A 25,928-nucleotide genomic window follows, 5' to 3' on the forward strand; every position below is an offset into this window, starting at 1 on the left:
CTCCATCACATGTTCTTTTATTCTACCGTTGGTTAATAAATATCAAAAAAGAGAGGACGAAGCAATGAAACAATGTTCCAGCCGGCAGGAGCATCTGCCGGCTGCTAGAACCTTATTCTTAAAATGCCCAGTTTCCGTTCCGGAATACAGGCTCTTTGCTGCCGTCATGTGTAATGCCGTCAATGTTCATATCTGCAGAGCCGATCATGAAATCGACATGGGTGACACTGGTGTTCAAGCCCGCTTCAGTTAACTCTTCCTGAGACATCTGCTTGCCGCCTTCCAGACAGAATGCATAGGCACTGCCAATCGCCAGATGATTGGACGCATTCTCATCAAAGAGCGTATTGAAATACAAGATTCCCGACTCTGAAATTGGTGATTGATGCGGCACTAGCGCGACCTCTCCAAGATAGCGGGCACCTTCGTCCATGTTCAGCAGACGCTCCAGGGTCTCATAGCCTTCTTCGGCTGTAAAGCTAACCACTTTACCTTCCTCAAAGGTCAATGAGAAATGGTTAATAATGTTGCCCGCGTAGCTCAAAGGCTTCGTGCTGGAGACCTTCCCATGCACACCCGATTTCAGCGGTGCGGTAAATACTTCTTCTGTTGGCATGTTAGCAACAAACGTGTGCCCCTGCTCATTAATGCTGTCTCCTTGAGCCCATATGTGGCCCTTCGGCAGCTCAATCGTAAGATCTGTACCTGGGGCAGTATAGTGCAAGGCTTTGTATTGCTTCGCATTCAGCACCGTCGATTTCTGATTCAAAACGTCCAGATGCTGCTTCCAGGCTTCTACAGGAGCTTCTTGATCAATGCGCACGGTATGGAAGATTGCTTTCCACAGGCGTTCCATCTGCTCTGCCTCCGGCGCCTCCGGAAATACCTTCGCTGCCCACGCAGGAGAAGGAACAGCGATCAGGCACCAGCTGAATTTATCTGCCTGCTGATACGCGCGGTATTGCTTCAACGCTTCTCCGCGGGTCTTATAGTAATTCGCAATACGTTCCGCGTCAATGCCCTTCAACAAATCCGGGTTCTCTGCCAAAATATGAAGCACCGCAGCTCCGTTCTCCACGAGCTCCGTAATTTCGCCGGCGAACCATTTGGGCTGCTCTGTGAACACATCGTCGCTCGCATGCTCGTACTGCATCCGGGTTAGCGCTTCATCATTCCAGTATACCTTAACAAGCCGGGCACCGGCTTCATACGCTTTGGCAGCAATGGACCGGGTAAAGTCGGCGGATTCCACCGGAGCGTGAACGACCAGGGTCTGTCCTTGTTGAATATTGACCCCCACCTTGACGGCCAATTCCGCATATTTGTCCAGTAATGCTGTGAAGTCGGACATTGTGGTATCCTCCAATACATGATTTAATGGGTAACAACCACATTATACTAAATTGTATTCCATAAGAAAAACGACTGATGAAGAAATGGAAAAAGTGATATACTTACAGGGACCTGAGAAGCATTTATGGAACACTAAAGGAGAGAGTAAAGATGTTGATTTCATATACCATAGAGCGGGCAGCCATGCAGCTGGATGAAGAGAAGCATTTCACCGGCAGCACGGTATTTACTGTGGAGGATCATCCGGAATCGTACGAGGTTACGTTCATGAGCAAGGACGGCAAGAACTGGGATTACAGTCTGCACTTTGCCGGTGAACCGGGACCGGAGGAGAAATTCCTTCAGGTGGATGAATGGCTGGAGCTTCACGATGATTTGTTTGACGATCTACTGGATGCTGCGATTGATGCCGGCGGATTTGAATAAAAAAGCACCCGCCCCCTGCTAATTGAAAGGGCGGGTGCTTTTACGTCTTCTGCTTTATGCTTACCCCATGCCGTTCAAGCTGCCGCCTGAGGTGAACAGTCGGTCAATCCGCTTCTGAACAGCCGCATCAGGAATGAGTGGAGGGGCGTGGTGCGGCTTGATCCGGGCGTCAATAATGAGGGTGTCACATCCCCAATGCTTGAAGGAATAGCCGCTGTTCACTCCGTACATGTCATGAGACGGATTACTGCGAGTGAAGGTCGCCCACAGGAAATTGGACAGCGATGCGGAGAGGAACCCGCTGTCGTCACAGATCACGATCAAAGGAATGTCCGGTATACCACCGCGCTCCGCGATTGCCTGAGACAGCTCCTGCAGCTGCTCCTTTGCCTCGGTATAGCTTGTGAACGGTGGACATTCCAGCGCTACAACACCGGGCTGAACGATACGCGGATGAACGAACTCCCGCAGTTCTTGCAGCTGCGACGGTACGCTGATGCCCAGCTCGCGCTTCTTCTCGCCGCAAGCGGCCAGGATGACTTTGCTGCCCTGGTTCAGTCCCGTACCGGAATAGTCCAGGGTATCTATCGTCGTATTCGTCTGAAAATGTAGATCCCGCTGAAGATCGATTCGCTCCAGGATATACGAGAGAAACGCCGCCTCGTCATGCGTGCTGATCGGCTCCTGCTCTTCGGCGGCAATGAACAAATATTTGGCCAGGCTCAGCTGCCCTGTGCCAAGAATCCGATTGGCGATAGTGAGCAGCTCAGCTGGCTGCTTGGCGGGCGCATACGGTGTATATCGTTCGCTGCCGATCGCGAACAGCAGCGGGTGAACACCTGCCGCATCCACAGCGTGCACTTCCTTCACCCCAGGAATTTCCTGCTTAACCGCATCTCCGGTCAGCTCATGGATCAGTGCTCCGAACGCAGTATCCTCCTGCGGCGGCCGGCCTACGACAGTGAACGGCCAGATCGCGTTAGGCTTCGCATATACCTTATGGACGCGCATCAGAGGGAAGGGGTGTGCAAGGCTGTAATAGCCTAAATGATCTCCAAAAGGTCCTTCGGGCTTCGTCTCGCCGGGATGAATCTCCCCGGTGATGACGAAATCCGCATCGCGACTTATACAGTAGCCATCCTCGTAGCTGTATCGGAAGCGGCGCCCCGCTAACAAGCCGGCGAAGGTGAGCTCACTAAGGCCTTCCGGCAGAGGCATAACGGCCGACAGCGTATGTGAGGGAGGCCCGCCGACAAAGATGCTCACCTTCAGAGGCTCGCCTTTGCGGGCCGCATGATGCTGGTGAATGCCAATGCCTCTATGGATTTGATAATGCATGCCGATCTCTTTATCCGCGATGAAGTCATTGCCCTGCAGCTGTACACGATACATGCCGAGATTCGCATTCATGATGCCAGGCTTGTCCGGGTCCTCGGAGTATACTTGTGGAAGTGTAATAAAAGGGCCGCCATCCATAGGCCAATGCTTGATCAGGGGCAGCTCCTGAATGGAGATCTCCTGAAAGCCGGCCGCGCCGCCTTGACGCATAGGTAATGCCTTTGCTGCGGCGGCGGCGGATCTGGCATGCCGCAGCGGATGCTTGAGCGCCTGGATGGGATCGTTACGCAGCGCAATGACATTTTTCGTGGATTCCCAGGTCTGACGAAACATAAACTTGCTGCGCTCCAGCGTCCCGAACAGATTGGAGACAGCCCGGTAGCGTGAGCCTTTCACATTCTCAAACAAAAGAGCCGGCCCTCCCGCCTCGAATACTCTCAGATGAATGGCAGCCAGCTCCAGATCCGGATCGACCTCCTCCCGAATCCGTACGAGATGTCCATTTCGTTCCAGATCATTGACGCATGCTTCCAGTGTTGGGTACATAGCTTTGCCGCTCCTATTCATGATTAACATTCTTTGTTTTTATTTTAGCAGAACTGTAACGGAGCGTCATTTCTTCGGCCGTACAGCATCGGCAGGACACCGAGAGCGTTTCATCTGCCAGTAAGCTCTGATGTCAATAAAGACTGTAAGAAGAAGCTGAACTTAGCCCGAAGACGCGGGTAAACCAAGCTGCATAGAGAAAGGGCGGCGCCCGCAGGCTCCGCCCTCTATAGAGATACGCTTAACGGTTAACCGATAATGATCCGGCCTTCCGGGTGGCGGTACAAATCCTTGTGCTTCTTGCGCGTAAGAGCGTAAGCGAGGGTCAATGGACCCAATCGCCCGAGAAACATGAGCAGCGCCACAAACACCTTGCCAACCTCAGACAGCTCCGGCGTCATCCCCATGGACAAGCCCACGGTGCCGAAGGCAGAAACAGCCTCAAAAAAGATGACTAGAAATTGCTGATCCTCAGTAGCCGATAGGAACATCGCGGAGCTTACGAGCACGATCAGGGCGATAATTGTAACGGTCAGGGAGCGATAGACCATCGCTTCCGGAATTCTTTTTTTGAACAGGACCACATCCCGCTTCCCTTGAATCATGCTGATTACAGCGCCGATCAGGACAGCGAAGGTCGTGACCTTGATGCCGCCGCCGGTAGAGCCGGGCGCTGCGCCGATAAACATCAGAATGATGAGGAAAAACTGGCTGGACTGCTGCATACTTCCGATATCAATGGTGCTGATGCCGCCAGATCTTGCGGTGATGGACTGGAAGAAAGCAGCCATCCACTTTTCATACCAGGTCATATTGCCAATGGTAGCGTCATTACTGTATTCTAGCAGGAACAGGGAAAGCGCTCCGAGCAATATCAGAAAGCCGGTGACGGACAGCACGACCTTGGAATGAAGGGAGAGCTTGCGGCATTTCGGATATTCCATCACGTCGAACATGACGATAAATCCAATCCCGCCCAGGAATATAAGAGCCATGTTCACCAGGTTAAGATAGATATCCGTACCATATACCGGGAAGCCGGCAAATGGCCCGTGAATCGAGCCCAGCAGATCAAAGCCTGCATTGTTAAAGATGGATACACTCTGGAAAATGCCTAAATAGAGAGCTTCATCAAAATGCATGTCTCTCCAGAACCTGAGCGTCAGCAATAAAGCGCCAATGCCCTCAATAGTGAACGCATACACTAACACTTTGCGGATCAGATCGACGATGCCCTGAATCTGATACTGTCCCATAGCTTCCTGCAGAATCATCCGTTCACGGAACGAGATCCGGCGGTTCAGCATCATCGCAATCCAGGTAGCCGAGGTCATAAATCCCAATCCGCCAAGCTGGAACAGAAGCAGCAGCACGATCTGGCCGAACGTGGACCAATGTGTGCCGGTATCGACGACGACGAGTCCGGTTACGCTCGTGGCAGAGACTGCGGTGAAGAAGGCGTCTGCCAACGAGGTGCGGGTGCCATCGGCGGTAGCCATCGGAAGCTCCAGGAGAAAGGTGCCCGTCAAGATGATGGCGGAGAAGCCCAGCGCGAGAAATTTCGGGGGGCTGATGGGATCATTACGGGTTTTGTTTTTTTTCGAAATCATGGGATAAAAAGCTCCTTACCAAAAATTAAACCATTACTACTATACCATGAAAGGCTGGTCCCACAATGATAAAATCGGGCAAAGCGCCGATTCCTGTACTCATCCTGCTGCTGATCGGCATCACTGCCATCTCGTTCTCATCCATATTCGTAAAATGGTCGGAGGCGCCGGTGTCGGTGCAGGCGATGTACCGTCTCTTTATGACAGCCTTCATGATGCTGCCCTTTGTTTGGCGCAAGGCACCTGAAATCAAGCAAATTACGCCTAAACAACAAGGTTTGTTGTTTCTCTCGGGCTTCATGTTGGCGCTGCATTTTCTGCTCTGGATGGGGTCCTTACGCTATACCAGCGTTGCCAGCTCGACCCTGATTCTTGCGCTGGAGCCGGTGTTTGTCATGCTGGGGGCTTATATCTGGTTCAAGGAGCGGACGAGTTTATCTGCGCTAGTCGGCGTGGCCATAGCGTTTATGGGCATTTTTCTGCTGATGGGCGCAAGTCGTGTCTCAGGCTCTGACGCCAGCTTTACCGGCGATATGATGTCACTGCTAGGTACAGCCGCGGTTGCCGTTCATATGCTGCTGGGACAATCGCTTATGAGCAGGATGAGCTCACTCGTGTACAGCTGGATGGTGTTTCTGTCGGCAGCGATGTGCTTGGGGGTATACAATATGGCTCTAGGCATTCCCGTCACAGGCTATCCCGCAAAGGAGTGGGGAATCTTCCTGCTGCTGGCAATCGTCCCGACCGTGTTCGGCCATCTGCTGTTTAACTGGATGATGCGCTTCTCCAGCGCGTCCGTTGTCTCGATGAGTGTGCTAGGGGAACCGGTCGGGGCAAGCCTGCTGGCCTTTATCCTCCTGCACGAAACCATGAATGCCTGGCAGTTTGCCGGGGGCTTCTTCGTGATGTGCGGCTTAATCTGGTTCCTGAGGTATAAGCAGCCTCACAGCGAACCAGCTCCTCCCATGAGGGAAAGTGTGCCGCAGCTATAGCTTGTCAATAACATCCATAAGTCATTCAACATGCCGGGTCCCTGTCAGGGAATCCGGTTTTTCTTTGTGTGGAAATGGATGAATGCACAGGGCAGGAAGCCGCTTCCCTTGGGAAATCTTCGCATAAGGTGTACTAACCCGCCTGCTGCAGCGGAGGCAAAGCTTTATGAAGCACATTAGAAGGAGGGAAGCATGGATGACACCGAAGGTGACGATCGTCATTCCATTTTATAACTGCCCCTATATTGAGCATGCCCTGGTCAGTGCCTGCGGACAGACCTATCCTGATGTAGAGATTATTGTGGTAGACGATGGTTCTACCCAGCACCATAACCTGATTGCACCCTATCGAGATAGAGTTCATTACCTGGGCAAAAAAAACGGAGGCACCGCCAGTGCGCTGAATCACGGCATTCTGCATGCCTCCGGAGAATATATCGCATGGCTCAGCTCGGACGATCTGTTTCATTACAGCAAGCTGGAGCAGCAAATGGCCTTCATGCAGGAATACGGACTTCAAGTGAGCTACACCGATTTCTCCACCATTGACAGCAAGCATGCCATTACGCGTCCTACCTGCGGGATACCCATGAGCGGAACATCTGATCTTGCGCGCCAGCTTACGTATAGCAATCCGGTGAACGGCTGCACCGTCGTCGCAAGCAAGGATTTGTTCATGAGCCTCGGCCTGTTCAATGAACGGCTGCGTTACACCCATGATTACGACATGTGGGTACGGATGATTCTGCACGGCGCACGGTTTGGTTATTTGCACGAGCCGCTCACCCTGTACCGGGTTCACTCCAGAATGGGAACGGTCCGGCATAAGAAAACGATTTTGCGAGAATACGGAAAGCTTAAGAAAATGTACAGAGCCAGCCTGAATCAAAGGTGGGCACTGGGCGGGTGAGGAGAGAAAGATGAGAATACTGCTGGCTACGATGTGGCTTGTGCCTCATGTTGGAGGGGTCTGGAATTTTATGCAGCAGCTGCACGACCGGCTTGTCCTGATGGGACATCAGGTAGACCTCCTTGGCAACAGCCCCGATTACTCAAAATATTACCTTGTAAATCAAGGCAGAGAGCTTCCCAAGGAGCTCTTGTTACCGATGCTGCGTGCAAAGCTGAATCCGGTAACTTCGCCCGTTGTGAACGGCGAAAGCTATCTCAAATATTATGAATTTGAACGTTATAGTCTTGAGCTCGCTGCTGCATTTTTTGGCCTGGACTGCTATGACATTATCCATACTCAGGATATTTTTGCAGCCCGGGCACTGTATCGGGTCAAACCAAAGCACGTTCCGCTCATCTCTCATGTACACGGCTCGGTCGCTAGAGAAATGCACGAGCATTTTCGCATGCGTCCTGAATTGCACGTAATCCCCGGGTCTCCGACATGGAATTATTACCCTGAAATGGAATATCAGTCTGCCATGTCTTCGGATCTCACCATTACAGCGAATCATTGGAGCAAGAATATTCTTGTTCAAGATTATGGCGTGGCTCCGGAACGCGTACAGGTATTTCCTTATGGACTGGAAACGGGAGCATTTTATGCCCGAATGGCACAGGACACTCCCATCAAGCGGCCTCCCGGAAAAAAAGTTATCATTTTTCCGGCCAGACTCGTTCCTGTCAAAGGGATTGATGTGCTGCTTGCCGCGCTCGCCATCGTGGCTCGCCGAAGATCCGACTGGGTATGCTGGATCGTTGGTGACGGAGAGCTTATGGCGTCGCTTCAAGCGTTGACGCAGCAGCTGGGCCTGCAGGAGTACGTAGTTTTTCACGGGGCACGTAATGATATTCCGGCTCTGCTGGGACAATCGGATATTTTCGTCCACACCTGTGTACAGGACAACCAGCCATATTCCGTGATGGAGGCACAGCTGGCGGGCTTGCCATGCGTAGTGTCCAACGCGGGAGGGCTGCCGGAAATGGTGCAGGAGGGAGTCACTGGACTGATCAGTCAGGTGGGAGATGCCGGAGCCATTGCAGAGCAGCTGATACTGCTCTTGGCCAACGATGAGTATCGTCAAGCCCTGGGCAGAAATGGCCAGGCATATGCGAATGAGGTCTGGTCCATGGATCGGATGATGGAGCAGATGATTCTCACCTATCATGAAGTTCTGGCACGAAAAATATAACGACAGGAGGGCTGTCATATGAATCCGGATGCCTATCAGGTCATCAGCGACCTCTATAATCGGTGGTTTGCCGTTCAGACCTCCAATCCCGAGCTCTTGGTGGATTATGCCGTATGGAATCAGATCGTCTCCGCTCTGCCCAAAGATTACGTACTGCCGGACCCGCTGATTTACAATATCGGCTAAGCGAGGTTCTGGTCTGTACAAGGAGGTCATTCATCATGTCGGTATTTCGCTTGGAAGCTGCACCCTTCAGCCCCATTGATGCCAGATACATTCAAAGCAGTGATCTATATATCAGTAACCATGGCAGTGAGCCCTTCGACGTGCTAGTCCATGGCTACTATCATGACGGGAGCATATTCTATGTCACCTTGGTCCACGCCGCTGCCGGAAGCACGGTCAGCCTTCCTGATATTTATAATCACCATCGGGCGTTTAGCCTGCTGCTAGTAACAAACATTAACACCTCTCTTACGACCGGCATTACTGTCTATGCCAAGGATCAGGGACAGTTGATCGCGGTGTTCTCCAATTCCCACTTCAGTGTGATGGAATAAAGAAGGGAGGCCTGCTAAAGATGAAGGTATTATTTGTTTATTATACTCCGAGCGGCGGGGTTGAGACCTTGAATCGGCAACGCTGCCGTGCGCTTCGATTAGCGGGCATTGAAGCGCACTGCTTGTATTATACTTGGGGGTCCGGCATGCAGAATTACGTAGATTTCCCGATCTATGTGACCAGAAATGACATTGAAATCAAGCATTACCTGGATTTGCACCAGTATGCTGCCATCATCGTCACGACAGACCATCTCAGCTTTCCCCGGCTGCGAATGCTGGGCTACACTGGCAAGCTGATCTTGGAAATTCAAGGGTATGGACCTAAGGATTATGCGCGTACCCAATTAATATCCGCAGCACCTTATGTAAACGCACACGCATCAGCGCTTCTAAATCCATGCACGCCTCATATTACCTCGTTGTTTAACGAGCTGTACCCATATATTCCCCAGTATAATTTCAATAATTGCTTTGATACTACAAGCTTTACCTACTATGCTGCTCCTGCACCGCGATCACCAGTCATTGCCTGGCTCGGCCGAATTGAGGATAATAAAAACTGGCGTGAGTTTTTGTGGATTGGATATCACTTGAGTCAATACGTCCCGGAACTGAACATGTGGATGTTCGAGGATCCTCAGCTAAGCATCCCTTCAGAACGAGAGCAGTTTTTGCAGCTCATTGCTGAGCTGAGTCTAGAAAAACGTCTGACCCTGTTCTCGAATGTCCCCAATGCCGATATGCCATATTACTATTCAGTGATCGGAGATTCGGGAGGGTTTCTGTGCTCCACCTCCAAGGTGGAAGGAGCCCCGTATGGGATCCTGGAGGCGATGAGCTGTCGCTGTCCGGTCTTAACGACAGATTCAGACGGCGTCTCCACTTCGGTATATCATAATGTTACCGGGAAATTTTACACGCTCGGGAATATAGAGAATGCCGTCCATGAAGGGTTAGGGCTGATGCAGGATTCAGTTTTACGGGAGCAGATCCGGACCCAGGCGCAAGGCCATGTCCAACAAGCGTTTAACCCCCACATCTATGCCGCGAATTTCGCGCAAATGCTGCACTCCATATAAATCAAGAGGTGGCACCCGGGATGAACCGGGTGCCACCTCTTTTGAAATGTTTGATAAGATTTCCCGCTCGCAGGATAACGGGGATACGAGAAGAACCTACCCGGATCAAGGGGAGAGACGCCAAGCCTTTACAGTTTCCGCCAGCCCTTGTTCCATATCATACTGAGCCTTCCAGTCGAGTACCTTCAGTGCCTTGGTGCTGGAGAGACAGCTATGATAAACGTCACCGGCTTTGACAGGATGATAGTGTGGGATAATGGTTCTGGCTAGGCGACCGGCAAGAAGGTCAATTAAGCGGTTGATACTCGTAGACTGTCCTGTGCTTACATGCAAAATCTCGCCATGTCCCTTGTACATCGCGGCCAGATTGGCCCCTACAACATCCTGTACATAAATGAAATCACGGGTCTGATTACCATCTCCGTACACATTCAAAGGCAGCTCTTGCGCCAGCCGCTCGCCAAACACGGAAATAACACCGCCTTCTCCTTTCGGTGTCTGTCCCGGTCCGTAAACATTGCCATAGCGCAGGATGGTATAGTCGAGACCAAAGGTCTGACTGTACAGCTGGATATATCTCTCACCACACAGCTTGGACAAGGCGTAGAAGGAAATTGGAGCCACAGGGTCCCCCTCTGTAATGAGCGGCTGATCCAGCGCGCCATAAACGCCGGAGGTGGAGGCAAATATGATTTTCCGTACACCTGTTGCTTTGGCGGCTTCCAAGAGCCTTAAGGTACCTGAAATATTCGTGTCTGCATCCAGCCAAGGATTGGCAATGGAGCTTTGTACATCAGCCTGGGCCGCCAGGTGGAAAATAAGCTCCGGCTTAATCTGTGCAAGACGGGAGGCAGCGTACTCACTTCGAACATCACAGACATGAAGGATCGCTTCATTATGAAGACGCCCAGCATCGCCGCTGGCCAGATTATCAAGTACATGCACCTCATAGCCGCTCATCACCAGACGGTTCACGAGATGCGAGCCAATGAATCCGGCACCTCCGGTAACTACTACTTTCATGTTCGGGAACAACCTCCAGCCTTGGTTGGGATGCTCTATGATACGTGAAATGCTGGAGGTGCGCTTGTGGTGATGACCAGAGGAGTCTTGATTGGGCATTTCCAGGCTCTTCGGCTGCCGCTATTGGTTTGGGTGTTATTATGCTGATATAATAATGACTATTGTAAAAATGAATACCGAAGTATGTAAAAATAACAATCATAAAGGAAGAGTACACGATGAATACATCACCAAGAACCGGATTGCTCTGGTATAGCGGCATGCTTGTTCTGCTGCTGCTCAAGCTGCTATTGTTCAGATGGTTTGTTTTTAAGGATATTGAATGGGGCAGGATCATCTGGGATGTGATCTCGATTGCAGGCTTACTCGCATTGCTGGAGCTGTCGATCAGTGCTAAAGTCAGGCCGCTGGTCTACTGGCTGTTTAATGGAATCATTTCAATCCTGTTGTTTGCTTCCGTCGTGTACGTCGCATATTTCGGCTCCGTCCCGACCTACACAGCGCTTTCCGGTCTGGGTCAGGTCAATCAGGTAAAGGGCAGTGTCCATACGCTGCTGCGTCCGGAGCAGTTTCTATTCTTTATCGATCTGGCGGCGCTGCTGGTAGCTCGCGCAGCTCGAGCCGTGGCGGTTCGCAGAAGACATCGAAGTGCGCTTTCCTTTGGCACCCGTGAAGCAGGAAAGAGACTGTCAAAGCTCTGGAAGCTCTCGATGGCACTCATATTGATCTCATCCCTCGGATTGTCGGCAGTGGCGATGACCAGAAGCTGGACCATTGAGAACGAGAAGGTGCGCGCAGAACAGCTGGGGTTTGTGAGTTATCAGGTGGCCGAAGCTCTCCGGGATGCGCGGGACACCAAAGCGCTGGCAGATACCAGCTTGGAGGAGACGGCACAGAAGGTGCAGGAGCTCAAAGCATCCTATACGTATCAGGATGAGACCGAAAGCAGAGCGGAGCCTGACTATTTCGGCAGCGGAGAGGGAATGAATCTGCTGATCGTACAGCTGGAGTCGCTGCAGCGCTTTCCGCTGCATGCTTTTCTGGACGGACAGGAAATTACTCCGGTGATGAACACACTCGCTGATGAGGGACTGTACTTTCCGAATGTTTTTCAGCAGATTGGCCAAGGGAATACGTCGGATGCGGAATTTCTAACCAATACGTCGATCTATCCCGCAGGGTCGATTGCGATGTCCAAGGGGTTCGGCCATAAACAGCTGCCGAGTCTGCCCAAGCTCTTGGCGGAGCGGAATTATATCTCCAGTACCTTTCACGTAAATGATGCCGCCTTCTGGAATCGTACACAGCTGTACCCGGCTCTAGGCTTTGATCAATATTACGATAAGCCGACCTTCAACAATGACCAGTTTAACGACTTTGGCGCTTCGGATGAGGAGATGTACAGAACCGGACTGCAAAAGCTGATCGAAGTGCAAGAAACCGGCAAGTCCTTCTACGGCCATTTTATTGCGGTATCCAGCCATTCTCCCTTTATCGTACCGGAGGACCGATCCAAGATTGACATCCCTGCTGAACTGCAAGGGACCCAGCTTGGACATTATCTGGATGCTGTGAACTACTCGGACTATGCGCTTGGCCTATTGGTTGACGCTTTGAAGCAGAAAGGACTGTGGGAAAATACGGTGCTTGTTGTGTATGGAGATCATTTTGGCATCAACCCCGCCGAAACTCCGGCGAACCTCATTTCATCCACGCTAAATATTCCTTACGAGGATGATGTCAGCCGGCTGAACGTGCCGCTTGTGATACGTATTCCGGGGCAGCAGGGCGGCAAGACCATCGAGCGCACCGGAGGGCAGATTGATATTCTCCCGACGGTGGCAAACATTATGGGGATTTCTTTGGAAAAGGAAGGCTTCACAGCCTTTGGTCAAGACCTGCTGAACATTGATCATAATGTGACGGGGATGCGATACTACTTGCCAACGGGCTCTTTTCTGAACGATGAAATTCTGTTCATTCCCGGTAATGGATTTGAAGACGGCAGAGCAGTATCGCTGGATACCCTGCAGCCTGTAGAGGATTTCTCGGCTTACCGAAATGATTATGATTTTATATTGCAAATCATGAAGCTGTCCGATGAGTATGTCAATCTGCTTCCATCCCGGGCACCATGAGCCATAGGAGAAGCTGTCCGTGTCGAGAGATGCTGGCAGCTTCTTTTTTATACTCAAAAAAGGCATTCTCGTTCGCAAAAGCGCTTCATCCTAGTCTTGCCAGTCTATTGTTAACTTGATAATATGATATTTGAGTTAACAATATAAGTAAGGGAGTACAACGGATGATAACCTTAACCCCGAACCGCTGGCAGCACATGTCCGCTCAAGTGCTGCAGAAGCAAGACCTTCTACCCCAGGATGCCCTGGCTATTCTTCAATGTCCCGATGAGGAGCTACTCTCTTTAATGCAGGCGGCTTATGAAGTTCGGCGTCATTATTTCGGAAACCGGGTCAAGCTGAACATGATTATTAACGCCAAATCCGGGTTATGTCCGGAGGACTGTGGATATTGCTCCCAGTCGATCGTTTCGGAAGCACCCATAGACAAATATGCCTGGCTGACCAAGGAGAAGATCCTGGAAGGTGCGCAGGAGTCGATTCGCCGTAAAGCCGGTACATACTGCATTGTCGCTTCCGGCCGACGCCCGACGGATAAGGAGGTGCGACATGTGGCAGAGGCTGTGAAGGAAATACGAGCCACCACCGACCTGAAAATTTGCTGCTGCCTGGGCTTCCTGAATGAGGATCAGGCAGGTCAGCTGGCTGAGGCCGGAGTGCATCGCTACAACCATAACCTAAATACGTCGAAGGACCATTTCAGCCGCATTACAACGACGCATCAGTATGAGGATCGGGTGGATACCGTGAATCAAGTGAAGGCCGCCGGCATTTCACCTTGCTCCGGAGTTATTTTTGGCATGGGTGAACGTGAAGAGGAAGCGGTAGAGATGGCATTTGCACTGCGTGAGCTGGGAGCTGAATCCATTCCTTGTAATTTTCTGAACTCGATTGAGGGCACACCGCTGCAAGGCGTCAAGGAGCTTACCCCTGTTCAGTGCCTGAAACGGCTTGCAATGATGCGAATGGTGAACCCCTCCGCAGAAATCCGGATTGCCGGAGGGCGCGAGATCAACCTACGATCGCTGCAGCCGCTGGGACTTTATGCAGCTAATTCGATCTTTGTCGGTGACTATTTGACCACAGATGGACAAGATCAGCAGTCTGATTGGTCGATGATTGAGGATCTCGGGTTTGAAATTGAGACATGCGCTCTTTGACAATGATAATCTTTATCATTTACAATGAGGATATTCATAACTGATCAGTGAGCGACTGGCTGTCAGGAGGACTATTTTCTTACAAGGGAGTGCTGTTCATGTTCGTAGAGGTCAAGACGATCGTAGTTACTGCTGGTCATTCACATCATGTGGTGGACAACTTCACCGGTCCCGGTGAGATTGAGAAGATTGAGGGCTTTATCGATCTCAGCGTCATGGTGAAGGAGAAGCGGCGCCAGGATGAAACGGAAGAAATTATGGTGGTCATCCGGTGGGAATCCAAAGAAGCATGGAAGCGCTGGGAAACAAGTGAAGCGCATATTCAAGGCCATAAGGCGAAGATTGGCAAGCCCAAGCCTGACTATCATGTCAGCAGCACCCACGGGGTGTATACTGTGGAATCGTCCAAGGGACCCCGAGCCGATTGAGTATTTTGGAAAATAGACGGGAATGTTAATGAGGCAGCTAAGGTCTGCCTCATTTTTAATTGTGAAGGAGCGTTCCTATTGTTTCACTTATATAGCCACAATGATCTGGACGGGGTGAGCTGTGGAATTCTTGCCAGGCTGGCGTTCGGATCCAAGGTTGAGGTGCGGTATCATGCAGTTCATAGCTTAAATGCGCAGGTAGAACGGTATTTGCTTCAGCAGGCGGAGCAGAACCAGCCGGAGAATATGCTTCTGATTACGGATCTTGCTGTGAGTCCGGAGATCGAAGCGCGCATAAATAGGTTTGTCACGTCGGGCGGGAAGGTGATGCTGCTGGATCACCATAAGACCTCACTGCATCTGAACGCACACGAATGGGGGAGCGTGCACATTCATCATGAGGATGGACGTACTGCATCTGCCACCTCCTTGCTTTATGAATATATGCAGTCCCGGGAGTGGCTGCAGCCTTCACCCTCACTGGATCAATTTGTAGAATGGGTCCGCTTATATGATACATGGGAGTGGGAGAAGGCAGGTGAAATCGAGGCGAAGCGGCTGAATGATCTATTTTATCTGCTGTCTCCCGAGGAGTTTGAGCCCCGCATGTTAAGCCGCCTTCAGGGCAGCAGTCACTTTGCCTTTGATGAGTTTGAGGAGAAGCTGCTGACGCTGGAAGAGGACAAGATTGAACGCTATATCCGCCGCAAGCGCCGGGAGATGCTTCAGACCTTTATTGGTGAGGAGTGCGTAGGAATTGTGTACGCAGAAAGCTATCATTCCGAGCTGGCGAGTGAGCTGGGCAAGGGCAACCCTCATCTTGATTATATTGCCATTCTGAACCTGGGTGGACGGCGCATGAGTCTGAGAACGATCCACGATCATATGGATGTAGCGGACATTGCCAAGCGCTATGGCGGAGGCGGGCATGCCAAGGCAGCGGGCTGTACGATGAACGAAGAGGTGTTCCGCTTATATGCGGCAGAGCCGTTTGAGCTGGACCCTCTGCCGCTGGATGCACCCCGTAACGCCTATAACGTAAAAGCTTCCGAGCACGGCGTGCTCTACGACACACCGGGGAAGAGCAACATCCTATTGTATCAATCCGGCTCCGGCAACTGGACGGCGGAATGGGACAAGGAGGCGCTGCCGTTTGACTTCCCTTCCTTTGAAGACGCCGAGCGTCATATTAAACGACACTATGGGGCCTGGCTCTGCCGAGACGACCGATATGTTCAATTTCTGTCGGAGCACTGGCTTCGCAGCCGCCGCAGAGGGCTTAAGCCCGATTTGGATGAAGAAAAGATTATTGATGATCTGTGATACCTTACGTAAGCACAAAGAAGCTGCCTTGAAGATCTAATCTTCGAGGCAGCTTCTTTGTGAGTATTTCTAACGATTGGCCTTCGAGCTTAAGCGTACCATCCCCACACGAAGATAAAGAGGGAGCCGAAGATGGTGACGAGGGCTACGAAGACGGCAAAGAATATATTGATATACAGCGATCTCTTGTCGTCCGATTCACCGATGTGCATGAACAGGACCAGCTGCAGCGTAGCCTGTAGAATGGCAGTGACCACCAGGATGGCCATTTTGACAGCTTCGGGCAGGTCCATCAATGCGACCAGTGCCAAAGCAGTCAGGCCGAGGGAGGCCACATAGCCAACGACGTGCTTGATGGGAAACAGCTGCTTCAACATGTCACATCAGTCCTTTCAGATATACGAAGCTGAAAATGAAGATCCAAACGACGTCCAGGAAGTGCCAGTACAGCGAGAAGATAAACGATTTGTTCGCTGTGCTATGATCCAGTCCATGCTTTCTCAGCTGGACCAGGATGGCAATCCCCCACAGCAAGCCGAAGGTGACGTGAGCACCGTGCGTTCCCAGCAGGGTGAACAAGCTGGACAAGAATGCACTTGTAGTAATCGTAGCCCCTTCATGAACGTACGTGAAAAATTCGAAAATCTCAATGCCCAGGAAGACCGCTCCCAATGCCAGCGTGATGATCATAAACATCATCATCTGCTTCTTCAGCCCCAGACGCATGGCGTGAACCGCCAGGCCGATCGTGAAGCTGGAGGTCAGGAGGATAAAGGTTTCGGCCAGAACGGGGCCGATCTCAAAGATCTCGGCGCCGTTCGGACCGGAAGCATACCGGTCAACCAGAACAAAGTATACGGTAAACAGTGTCGCAAACAGTGCAATCTCCGCGCCAAGGAACAACCAGAACCCAAAGATCTTATTGCGGTTCTCTTCCGTTCCATATTCCAGAGGCTGAGTGGCATCTATCTTCATACCGTATCACCCCGCAGTTTCTTTTCAGTTTGGGCGACTTCTTCCGCTGGAATGTAGTAGCCGTGGTCTCTGTCAAAGGACATGGTGGCCATGATGATCAGAACGGCCAGGCCGGCAGGGATCGCCAGGCTCCACCAGCTGAATACCACGAAGAATCCGAGGAAGAAGAACGCGATGCCAAGGACAAATGGCTTGCCCGAATTGCTTGGCATATGAATCTTCTCAATTTTCTTATCAAACAGGGAACGCTTCTCTTTCTTGGCAAACCAGTATTCATCCCGCTGCTTAATTTCCGGAACAACGGCGAAGTTATATACGGGAGCCGGACTTGGAATGGACCATTCCAGAGAGCGTCCGTCCCAAGGATCGCCGGTCTTGTCACGCGGCTCGTAGCGGGTACTCCAGTAAATGTTGTACACCAGCAGGATAAACCCGATGGTCAAGCCGATCGCACCTACCATCGACAGCATATTCAGCGGACCGAAGCCGGTCTCTTCCGAATACGTGTACATCCGGCGCGTCATGCCCTGCAGACCCAGGAAGAACAGTGGGAAGAAGGTCACGTTAAACGAGATAATAATGAACCAGAAAGCGGTTTTGCCTTTACGCTCGTTCAAGCGGAAGCCGAACACTTTCGGGAACCAGTAGTGGAAGCCGGCGATGACGGCAAACACGGTACCCGGGATGAGCACATAGTGGAAATGCGCCACCAGGAACATCGTATTATGATACTGGTAGTCGGCACTGGCCATAGCCAGCATAACGCCGGTTACCCCGCCGATCGTAAAGATCGGAATGAAGGCCAGGGAATACAGCATAGGTGTCGTAAACTGGATTCGCCCTCGATGGAGCGTGAAGAGCCAGTTGAATATTTTAACCCCGGTCGGTACAGCAATCGCCATCGTGGTGATGGAGAAGAAGCCGTTGACCATAGCACCTTGACCCATCGTGTAGAAATGGTGAGCCCATACGATAAAGGACAGGGCAGAGATGACGAGCATACTGAGTACCATGGAGGTGTAGCCGTACAGATTTTTTCTGGCAAAGGTCGAGATGATCTCACTGAAAATCCCGAATGCCGGCAGTACGACAATGTAAACCTCAGGGTGTCCCCATACCCAGAACAGGTTGGCCCAGAGCATATCCATGCCGCCGTTCTGCATCGTAAAGAATTGGGTGCCGAACTGACGGTCCAGCATCATCAGCAGCAATGCAATCGTCAGGACAGGGAAGGCGAAGATGATGATCACGCTTGTGATCAGAACCGACCAGGTGAACATCGGCATCTTCATCAGCGTCATGCCCGGTGCACGCATCTTGAGGATGGTGACAATAAAGTTCACACCGGTCATGAGAGTACCAATCCCTGAAATCTGGATGGATAACGAGTAATAGTTATTCCCCACATGCGGGCTCAGCTCAGGTCCAGCGAGCGGGAAGTATGCCGACCAGCCGGCATCCGGAGAGCCCCCGATGACAAACGAGATGTTAAAGAGCATCGCTCCGGCGAAGAAGAGCCAGAAGCTGATCGCATTCAGCCGAGGGAAAGCAACGTCGCGCGCCCCGATCTGGAGCGGGATGATAACGTTCATCAGGCCGAAGATAAATGGCATCGCCATAAACAGGATCATAATAACCCCGTGTGTTGTAAAAATCTCATTGTAATGCTGTCCGTCCAGGAATTTCATATCCGGCATAGACGTTTGCGCCCGCATCATAATCGCATCGACGCCGCCGCGGAACAGCATGATGAGTGCAGCCAGAATGTACATGACCCCGATTTTTTTATGATCAACGGTTGTCAGCCATTCTTTCCACAGATATCCCCATTTCTTGAAGTAGGTCAAGCCTACTACAATGGCCAGGGAAACGAGAACGATACTAACCATGGCGCCATAGATTAATGGTTCACCGGTAACGAAAAATTCGTCCCATTTCATAAGGGCTTATCTCCTTTCAGGATGTACAGGGGAGAGGGGGCAGTATACGCAAATCTACGCCGTCTGCCTCAGCCTCATCAGTCCCTAGTGACCTTCGTGGTCGTTGTGAGTAGAATCTTCTTTAGATGTGTCCGGCTCGACATTGGGCTCGCCATCAAACTCCACTTCCTCTTCAGAGGTTGCCGGATCTGGGAACTTCTGCTTCTTATCCTGATGATCTGTATGACCATTGGAATGGTGGCCATCCTCCGGCGGAGGACTGAATTCGAGGTGCGTGCTGGAGAAGGACATTCTGCCAACATGCGGGGTCACCAGAAGGTCATCAAACTGCTCCTCGGTCAAATCCTTCTCGTTCGCCTTCACGTCTTCTACCCACTCTTCAAATTCAGCAGCAGGCATCGCCAGCGCTTCAAAGTCCATGTGGGCGAAGCCTTCACCACTAAAGTTTGCGTTTTTACCCATATAAGAGCCCGGAACGTCTGCTACCATGTTAATCTTCGTAACCATGTCACTCATCGCATATTTCTGCCCGGCAAGCTGTGGAATCCACAAGCTCGTAATCGGACCGTAAGAATACATGCGGAACTCGATGGCACGGTTGGTCGGGAGATTCACATAATTGACGGTCTCAATGCCTTGTTCCGGATAGCTGAAATGCCATTTCCAGTTGGAGGTGGAAGCGTAGATAACCAGCGGCTCCTGATCTTCATAGCCCTCCGGCACGTTCTCGACAGCTATGGTTGATTTGACTGTCACTACGGAAAGGATGATTACAATAATGATCGGAATTATCGTCCATGTAATCTCCAGCAGCTTGCTGCCCTCATCGTGCGGCGGCTCGTAGCCTTCATTGGATTTTCTAGCGCGGTATTTGACCAGCATATAGATGTAAAGAACGTATACCACAGCCAGAATGCCGACCATCATGAAGATAGAAAATATGATTGTATCGGACAGGGTCCTTGCAGCCGGACCTTTCGGATCCAAGACGGTCAATGAACTACAGCCCGATAAAAGCAAGGTTATACTCATCAACAATGCAAATAACGGCCCTCGTTTTTTCATGGTGTACCCCTTTCTGACATATTAAATCTCACATTCGCTTGTCACTTCATAATCCTATAGTAATGACTATTTTCATTCGTTGCAAAACCCATTACATTGTATATTTAACATTTTATGGTTTAACTTTGACGAACACCGTAACGTTTTGTGATCAAATTGTTTCAAAAAGACCCTCAAGAAGAGCAAAACCCTGTCGTTATGCGGTTTCTAGTGAGTTCAAACTTTGTTCAAATATTCACGAGTGTTCCCAGATTCGTCACAAATCACCGCCTCCAAATACGCTGTAATGCCTGGTGGGTAAGGGTCATTTGCCCAAAATAGCCTTGAAAAATTAGTTTGATCCTAAAGCAAATAAGATATGTAGTCCACTGTGCAGGGCTGAAAGCACGTCTCAGCAAAGCTGAGTAAAAAGCTCACATGCGTTATTTAAAGCATTCACCTTCTTTTGAATCGAGAGAGGCAGTATCTGGGTCTTTGCAACGCTCAGAATTAGTTAGCGTACACTATAAATGTTGCCCATGAGAAAAATCGTTGACAAACCGCAATAATCACGTTATTTTGTTATCAAGCATATATTTTGCCCAAGGGAAATTTAATTGTTTCATCCCACACAATAATGAATAATATGGTTAAGGAGGAAATTTGAAGATGTTGTCTCACATGAAGAAGGTTTGGATTCCTGCAATGCTCATTCTGGTGCTGGCTTTGGCTGGCTGTGCCGGCTCAAATGAGAAAAACGGCAGTACGGCTGTGGGCAAAATCAACATTGTTACCACGATCGCTCAAATTGCAGAGCCGGTTTCTGTCATCGGCGGTGACAGGGTGCAGGTATCCAGTCTTATGGGCCCTGGGGTTGATCCTCATCTATACAACGCTACTCAAGGTGACATTAGCAAACTCGACCAAGCAGATATTGTGTTTTACAGCGGACAGCATTTAGAAGGAAATATGACAGAAGTATTTGAGCAGATTGGCAAATCCAGACCTGTAGTTGCGATTAGTGAATCTGTATCCGAGGATCAGCTTCTGACCGATGAAACAGGCGCCATTGACCCTCATGTCTGGTTCGACCTCGATTTATGGGAGGTTTCATTAACGGCAGCGGTCGAGGAGATGAAGACATTTGCTCCGGAGCATGCAGAGGAATTTGAGAACAATAAGCTGAAATATTTCAAAGAACTGCAGGCGCTGAAGCAGGAAGCTCAGGAGAAGCTGGCTTCAATCCCCGAGAATCAACGCGTGATCGTAACGGCACATGATGCGTTCGGCTATTTCGGCAGAGCCTATGATATGGAGGTTGTTGGACTCCAGGGACTGAGCACGGAGGATGAGATTAGCGTATCGGATATTGATCAGACGATTGATATTCTAATACAGCATCAGGTTCCTGCCGTATTTGTAGAAAGCAGCATTAATCCCAAGTCCGTTGAAGCGGTAGTGGAGGGGGCGTCCAGTAAAGGGCTGGATGTAAAGCTGGGCGGTGAGCTGTTCTCTGATGCGATGGGCGATGAGGGAACCGCAGAAGGAACCTACCTGGGCATGTACAGACACAATGTCAACATTATCTATGAGGCACTGGCCGGAAAGGGAGAGTAATGCATGAGTGTGATTGAGGTTCAAGGCATAACCGCATCATACCGGAAGAATCAAGTACTTAAAGACGTGAATTTTACGGTTGAGCCTGGCACGCTGACGGCCATCATTGGACCTAACGGTGCCGGGAAGTCAACTCTGCTCAAGGTGCTGCTGGAGCTTCATCCGAAGCTCTCCGGCTCTACCGCTTTCTTCGGCTCTTCTCTGCAGAAGATGAAGAAGCGGATCGGCTACGTTCCGCAGCGGGGCTCCGTGGATTGGGATTTTCCAACGAATGCATTAGATGTCGTCACCATGGGGCTCTATGGCCAAATAGGCTGGCTTCGACGTCCAAACCGCTCTCATCGTGAGCGCGCTATGGCATGTCTGGAGCAAATGGGGATGGCCGACTACGCTAACCGGCAGATCAGTCAGCTGTCCGGCGGTCAGCAGCAGCGGGTATTTCTGGCTCGGGCGCTGGTACAGGAAGCAGATCTGTATTTTATGGATGAACCGCTTGCCGGGGTTGACGCCGCAACCGAGAAAGCGATTATGCATACCTTAAAGGAGCTTAAAGATGGAGGCAAGACCGTGATGGTCGTGCATCATGATCTCCAGACGGTGGAGGATTATTTCGATCATGTACTGCTGCTGAACCGCTCGGTATGGGCTCACGGACCCACGGAGGAAGTATTTACACAGGAGAATGTTTACCGTACCTACGGCGGAACATTGCGCTGGATGAAGGAGGCGTAACGAATGTTATCTTGGTTATCGCCGAACACACAGTGGGTCCTGCTCAGTACGTTGATCTTAGGGATGGCTGCGGGGATGATCGGCTGCCTGGCCTATTGGAAGAGACAGAGCCTCATGAGTGACGCATTATCTCACGCCGCCCTGCCTGGTGTAGTTATTGCCTTTGCGCTCACTGGAGTCAAGAGCCTGCCCGTGCTGCTTATCGGTGCTGCAATCAGCTCTTTGCTGGGTGCGCTCATGATTCAAGGGATTCGCTCCTCCAGCAGGATTAAAGAGGATACTGCGATGGGCATTATATTATCTGTGTTTTTCGGATTTGGCATCATGATGCTGACCCTGGTTAGTCGTTCTGCTGGCGGAAGCCAGAGCGGCCTTGACGGATTTATATTCGGGCAGGCTGCATCGATGGTTCGGCAGGATGTGTATATTATGCTCGGCATGGCGGTGCTGGTCATTCTCGTGGTATTTATAGGCTTTAAAGAATGGAAGCTGTTTCTGTTCGATCCCGGCTTTGCGAAAGGGCTTGGCTTATCTGCGAGATGGATGAACAACATTTATCTATCGGTTCTCGTTCTCGTCATTGTCATCGGCATTCAAGCCGTTGGCGTCATCTTGATGGCTGCGCTCCTCATTATTCCCGCGGTCAGTGCGAGATACTGGAGCCACTCGTTCAAGACGATGGTGGTCACCTCCGGATTGTTCGGGGGCATGGCCGGGATGAGCGGCAGCCTGCTGAGCTCGATGGGCAGCGGCTGGCCAACAGGACCGTTTGTCGTGCTGACCTCATCGGCTATTTTCCTCGTCTCCCTTGTATTTGGAGCTGAGAAAGGGCTTCTCGTTCAGGCGCTTCAGCTTCGCAGTCAGAAGAAACAATACCAGCATAGTACCTGGCAGCACAAGACCGTTCACGTGAAGGAGGCAGACTAACATGACCTACCCCATGTGGATTCTCCTTACCGCCTCTCTAGTCGGTCTTTCCTGCGGGATCATCGGGGCCCTGCTCATTCTGAGAAAAATGGCTATGATGGCCGATGCCATCAGCCACAGTGTGCTGCTAGGCGTTGTGGTAGCTTATTTGATCACACGAGAGCTAAGCGGCATTCATATGCTGATTGGCGCGGTGATTGCGGGCCTGTTGACAGCCGTTCTTGTGCAGTGGTTCCACGCCCGCGGTGTTCAGCAGGATGCTTCGATCGGTGTTGTATTTACTACGATGTTCGCGATCGGTGTTGTATTAATCGCAACTCAGGTCGGGAATGCGCACCTGGATACCAAGCATGCGCTGATGGGCGAAATCACCTTTATCCCATGGGACACGATCGCTCTTCCCGGACTCGGAGAGGTGCCGCGAGCGACGCTGACCTTATCCATCGTGCTTCTGCTGGTCATTGCGGTAATTACGCTGTTCTACAAGGAGTGGAAGATTACATCCTTTGACCCCGCGCTGGCCGCGAGTCTCGGCATTCCGGTAGTGCTCATGCATTATCTGTTTATGTCCATGGTTTCACTGACAACGGTGGCCGCCTTTGATGCGGTTGGAGCCATTATGGTTGTGGCCATGCTTATTACACCGGCAGCCTCCGCTTATCTATGGACGGATCGTCTGTCTGTAATGATCGGGCTTAGTGCCATGTTTGGTGTGATCTCGGCCATTACGGGCTACTATATCGCCGTCTGGCTGGACACGTCCATCTCCGGCTCTATGGCCTTTGCTACGGGATTGGTGTTCTTGTTCAGCTTTCTGTGCTCGCCAAGACATGGTCTTGCCTCACGCCTTCGTTGTCGTCCGAACATGTCGGAGCAGAAGCTGTAGCATCTGCATTCAATCAGCACTTAAAATCCCCTGGAGATCACGCTCCAGGGGATTTTTTGTTGATCAGACAATATTGAAGGTATGAATGTCAAAACGGTTACAGGCCGCTAGTGGACAGAAGCACGCTCCTATTGTTATTGTTATATATTAGGGGTCACCGGAAAGAACCCTGGAAAACAGCATTCTTTTCATTACATAGATAAAGGAAGAGGAATGAACATATGAGCTTGTCCAGCGGTATATTCGGGTTCATTATTTTGCTGAACATCACATTTGCAATGGTTGTCATTTTTCAGGGCAGGCGGGACATTGGATCTACATGGGCCTGGCTGCTCGTTCTGCTGCTGATTCCGATTGCCGGCTTTATTCTGTACCTGTTTCTCGCCCAGAATTTCAGACGCAAAAAACTGTTCTATTGGGAAGAATATAAGAAAAGCGGCCTGGATCGAGGCCTGAAATCCCAGGTTTCCCAGTTTCGGTCCCAGCAGTTTGAGTTCCGCAACAGCATCTCGGAGGAGTATCAGGACCTGATTACCATGAACCTGCTGAACAATCAGGCTTTTCTGACTGAAGACAATAAGGTGGAGATTATTACAGATGGCCATCAAAAGTTTGAAACGCTGTTCCGGGACATTGAAGCGGCGACCGATTTCATTCACATTCAGTACTACATCATGCGCAAGGACAAGCTGGGCAGGAAGCTGATGGATCTCTTGTCCAAGAAGGCGAGAGAAGGGGTTCGCGTCCGGGTTCTGTATGATGAGCTGGGCTCCAGAGGGATCGGCAAAAGATTTCTGAAGGAGCTGCGGGAATCTGGCGGCCAGGCTGAGGCTTTTTTTCCATCCAAGTTCAGATTGATCAACCTCCGGCTGAATTACCGGAACCACCGGAAGCTCGTTATCATTGATGGCAAGGTCGGCTATATCGGCGGCTTTAATGTAGGAGATGAATACCTGGGGCTGGATCCGAAGTTCGGATACTGGCGCGACACGCATTTAAGGCTGCAGGGGACCGCGGTGTATTCGATTCAGACCCGCTTCGTGCTCGACTGGAATCAGGCATCGCAGGAGCATGACATCACGTATTTTCCCTCCTTATTTCCGGAGGTGCCTGAAGGCGGACTTGTTGGCATGCAAATCGTATCCAGCGGACCGGACAGCGAGTATGAGCATATTAAGAATGGTTATCTCAAAATGATTACCTCCGCCAGAGATTCCATCTTTATTCAAACGCCGTACTTCATACCCGATCCCAGTATGCTGGATGCTCTACGGGTCGCATGCCTGTCCGGGGTTGAGGTCAATATTATGATTCCGGACAAGCCGGATCATATGTTCGTGTATTGGGCCACGCTCTCTTACATTGGAGAGCTGCTGAAGGCGGGAGCGAATGTTTATCAATATAACAACGGCTTTGTGCATGCCAAGACGCTGGTTGTCGATGATAAGGTGGCTTCGGTCGGCACGGCAAATATTGATTATCGAAGCTTTCGCTTAAATTTTGAGGTCAATGCCTTCATCTATGACGAAACGATTGCCTGCCGCCTTAATGATGAATTCCGCAAGGATCTGGAGGTTTCCACACTCTTGACTCTGGACAAATACCACGCCCTCTCCAAATGGGTGCGGTTAAAAGAAGCGATCTCGCGACTGTTATCACCTATATTGTGAGGGAAAAAGCTGCT

General features: G+C 50.9%; 24 protein-coding genes. 16 read left to right on the forward strand and 8 right to left on the reverse strand.

Translation table 11 applies throughout. The features are described 5' to 3' along the window. Nucleotides 1-118: 118 nt before the first annotated feature. Nucleotides 119-1,351 carry an aminopeptidase gene (locus ACH6EH_RS01790; protein WP_138225815.1) on the reverse strand — a complete coding sequence of 411 codons (1,233 nt, stop codon included), beginning with the start codon at nt 1,349-1,351 and terminating at the stop codon, nt 119-121. Nucleotides 1,352-1,503: 152 nt separating this feature from the next. On the opposite strand from ACH6EH_RS01790, the gene ACH6EH_RS01795 reads away from it, so the two are divergent. Continuing rightward, nucleotides 1,504-1,779, forward strand: coding sequence for a hypothetical protein (locus ACH6EH_RS01795; protein ID WP_397330842.1), 276 nt, complete (start codon nt 1,504-1,506; stop codon nt 1,777-1,779). A 60-nt stretch (nt 1,780-1,839) separates the two neighbouring features. Here ACH6EH_RS01795 and ACH6EH_RS01800 read toward each other — a convergent pair whose 3' ends face one another. Further along, nucleotides 1,840-3,663 (reverse strand): UbiD family decarboxylase, encoded by a 1,824-nt coding sequence (locus ACH6EH_RS01800; RefSeq protein WP_397330843.1) that lies wholly within the window; start codon nt 3,661-3,663, stop codon nt 1,840-1,842. A gap of 248 nt (nt 3,664-3,911) precedes the next feature. Further along, nucleotides 3,912-5,273, reverse strand: coding sequence for a TrkH family potassium uptake protein (locus ACH6EH_RS01805; protein ID WP_397330844.1), 1,362 nt, complete (start codon nt 5,271-5,273; stop codon nt 3,912-3,914). Nucleotides 5,274-5,338: 65 nt separating this feature from the next. On the opposite strand from ACH6EH_RS01805, the gene ACH6EH_RS01810 reads away from it, so the two are divergent. The 6 genes from ACH6EH_RS01810 (at nt 5,339) to ACH6EH_RS01835 (ending at nt 10,051) form a co-directional block, all read left to right on the forward strand. After that, on the forward strand, nt 5,339-6,265 hold the full coding sequence (locus tag ACH6EH_RS01810) for a DMT family transporter (protein ID WP_397330845.1): 927 nt from the start codon (nt 5,339-5,341) through the stop codon (nt 6,263-6,265). A 196-nt stretch (nt 6,266-6,461) separates the two neighbouring features. Beyond that, complete coding sequence (locus ACH6EH_RS01815) at nt 6,462-7,175, forward strand: glycosyltransferase family 2 protein (protein WP_397330846.1); 714 nt, start codon at nt 6,462-6,464, stop codon at nt 7,173-7,175. Nucleotides 7,176-7,185: 10 nt separating this feature from the next. After that, nucleotides 7,186-8,409 (forward strand): glycosyltransferase family 4 protein, encoded by a 1,224-nt coding sequence (locus ACH6EH_RS01820; RefSeq protein ID WP_397330847.1) that lies wholly within the window; start codon nt 7,186-7,188, stop codon nt 8,407-8,409. Between the two features lie 18 nt (nt 8,410-8,427). Then, nucleotides 8,428-8,595, forward strand: a complete 168-nt coding sequence (locus ACH6EH_RS01825) for a hypothetical protein (protein ID WP_208202714.1) — start codon at nt 8,428-8,430, stop codon at nt 8,593-8,595. Nucleotides 8,596-8,630: 35 nt separating this feature from the next. Continuing rightward, nucleotides 8,631-8,969, forward strand: coding sequence for a hypothetical protein (locus tag ACH6EH_RS01830; RefSeq protein ID WP_397330848.1), 339 nt, complete (start codon nt 8,631-8,633; stop codon nt 8,967-8,969). Nucleotides 8,970-8,989: 20 nt separating this feature from the next. Beyond that, nucleotides 8,990-10,051 carry a glycosyltransferase family 4 protein gene (locus ACH6EH_RS01835; RefSeq protein WP_397330849.1) on the forward strand — a complete coding sequence of 354 codons (1,062 nt, stop codon included), beginning with the start codon at nt 8,990-8,992 and terminating at the stop codon, nt 10,049-10,051. Between the two features lie 105 nt (nt 10,052-10,156). Here ACH6EH_RS01835 and ACH6EH_RS01840 read toward each other — a convergent pair whose 3' ends face one another. Then, nucleotides 10,157-11,074, reverse strand: a complete 918-nt coding sequence (locus tag ACH6EH_RS01840) for an NAD-dependent epimerase/dehydratase family protein (RefSeq protein ID WP_397330850.1) — start codon at nt 11,072-11,074, stop codon at nt 10,157-10,159. Between the two features lie 218 nt (nt 11,075-11,292). Here ACH6EH_RS01840 and ACH6EH_RS01845 point away from each other — a divergent pair, with 218 nt between their 5' ends. From ACH6EH_RS01845 to ACH6EH_RS01860, 4 genes are all read left to right on the forward strand, one after another. Then, on the forward strand, nt 11,293-13,212 hold the full coding sequence (locus tag ACH6EH_RS01845; protein WP_397330851.1) for an LTA synthase family protein: 1,920 nt from the start codon (nt 11,293-11,295) through the stop codon (nt 13,210-13,212). Between the two features lie 197 nt (nt 13,213-13,409). Beyond that, a complete protein-coding gene (gene bioB / locus ACH6EH_RS01850; protein WP_397330954.1) occupies nt 13,410-14,372 on the forward strand; it encodes a biotin synthase BioB in 963 nt (320 codons plus the stop codon). Nucleotides 14,373-14,470: 98 nt separating this feature from the next. Then, nucleotides 14,471-14,800, forward strand: coding sequence for an antibiotic biosynthesis monooxygenase (locus tag ACH6EH_RS01855; protein WP_138225827.1), 330 nt, complete (start codon nt 14,471-14,473; stop codon nt 14,798-14,800). 78 nt (nt 14,801-14,878) lie between these two features. Then, nucleotides 14,879-16,123, forward strand: a complete 1,245-nt coding sequence (locus ACH6EH_RS01860; protein WP_397330852.1) for a DHH family phosphoesterase — start codon at nt 14,879-14,881, stop codon at nt 16,121-16,123. 89 nt (nt 16,124-16,212) lie between these two features. Here ACH6EH_RS01860 and qoxD read toward each other — a convergent pair whose 3' ends face one another. The 4 genes from qoxD to qoxA all read right to left on the reverse strand — a co-directional run bounded on the left by qoxD (nt 16,213) and on the right by qoxA (nt 20,103). Then, nucleotides 16,213-16,500, reverse strand: coding sequence for a cytochrome aa3 quinol oxidase subunit IV (gene qoxD / locus ACH6EH_RS01865; protein WP_138225829.1), 288 nt, complete (start codon nt 16,498-16,500; stop codon nt 16,213-16,215). 1 nt (nt 16,501) lies between these two features. Continuing rightward, nucleotides 16,502-17,098: a cytochrome aa3 quinol oxidase subunit III gene (gene qoxC, locus ACH6EH_RS01870; RefSeq protein WP_138225830.1), complete on the reverse strand. Its 597-nt coding sequence runs from the start codon at nt 17,096-17,098 to the stop codon at nt 16,502-16,504. Continuing rightward, nucleotides 17,095-19,038 (reverse strand): cytochrome aa3 quinol oxidase subunit I, encoded by a 1,944-nt coding sequence (gene qoxB, locus ACH6EH_RS01875; protein ID WP_138225831.1) that lies wholly within the window; start codon nt 19,036-19,038, stop codon nt 17,095-17,097. Before qoxB ends, qoxC begins: the two co-directional genes overlap by 4 nt. Nucleotides 19,039-19,122: 84 nt before the next feature. After that, a complete protein-coding gene (qoxA, locus tag ACH6EH_RS01880) occupies nt 19,123-20,103 on the reverse strand; it encodes a cytochrome aa3 quinol oxidase subunit II (protein ID WP_397330853.1) in 981 nt (326 codons plus the stop codon). Nucleotides 20,104-20,763: 660 nt separating this feature from the next. Here qoxA and ACH6EH_RS01885 point away from each other — a divergent pair. The 5 genes from ACH6EH_RS01885 (at nt 20,764) to cls (ending at nt 25,914) form a co-directional block, all read left to right on the forward strand. After that, nucleotides 20,764-21,699, forward strand: coding sequence for a metal ABC transporter solute-binding protein, Zn/Mn family (locus tag ACH6EH_RS01885; protein ID WP_397330854.1), 936 nt, complete (start codon nt 20,764-20,766; stop codon nt 21,697-21,699). A 3-nt stretch (nt 21,700-21,702) separates the two neighbouring features. Then, nucleotides 21,703-22,431 carry a metal ABC transporter ATP-binding protein gene (locus tag ACH6EH_RS01890; RefSeq protein WP_397330855.1) on the forward strand — a complete coding sequence of 243 codons (729 nt, stop codon included), beginning with the start codon at nt 21,703-21,705 and terminating at the stop codon, nt 22,429-22,431. 3 nt (nt 22,432-22,434) lie between these two features. After that, complete coding sequence (locus ACH6EH_RS01895) at nt 22,435-23,358, forward strand: metal ABC transporter permease (protein ID WP_397330856.1); 924 nt, start codon at nt 22,435-22,437, stop codon at nt 23,356-23,358. 1 nt (nt 23,359) lies between these two features. Continuing rightward, complete coding sequence (locus ACH6EH_RS01900) at nt 23,360-24,244, forward strand: metal ABC transporter permease (protein WP_397330857.1); 885 nt, start codon at nt 23,360-23,362, stop codon at nt 24,242-24,244. Nucleotides 24,245-24,465: 221 nt separating this feature from the next. Then, nucleotides 24,466-25,914, forward strand: a complete 1,449-nt coding sequence (cls, locus tag ACH6EH_RS01905) for a cardiolipin synthase (RefSeq protein WP_138225837.1) — start codon at nt 24,466-24,468, stop codon at nt 25,912-25,914. The last annotated feature ends 14 nt before the right edge of the window (nt 25,915-25,928 follow it).

The organism is Paenibacillus sp. JSM ZJ436 (genome assembly GCF_044383795.1).
GTDB lineage: Bacteria > Bacillota > Bacilli > Paenibacillales > Paenibacillaceae > Paenibacillus_AQ > Paenibacillus_AQ algicola.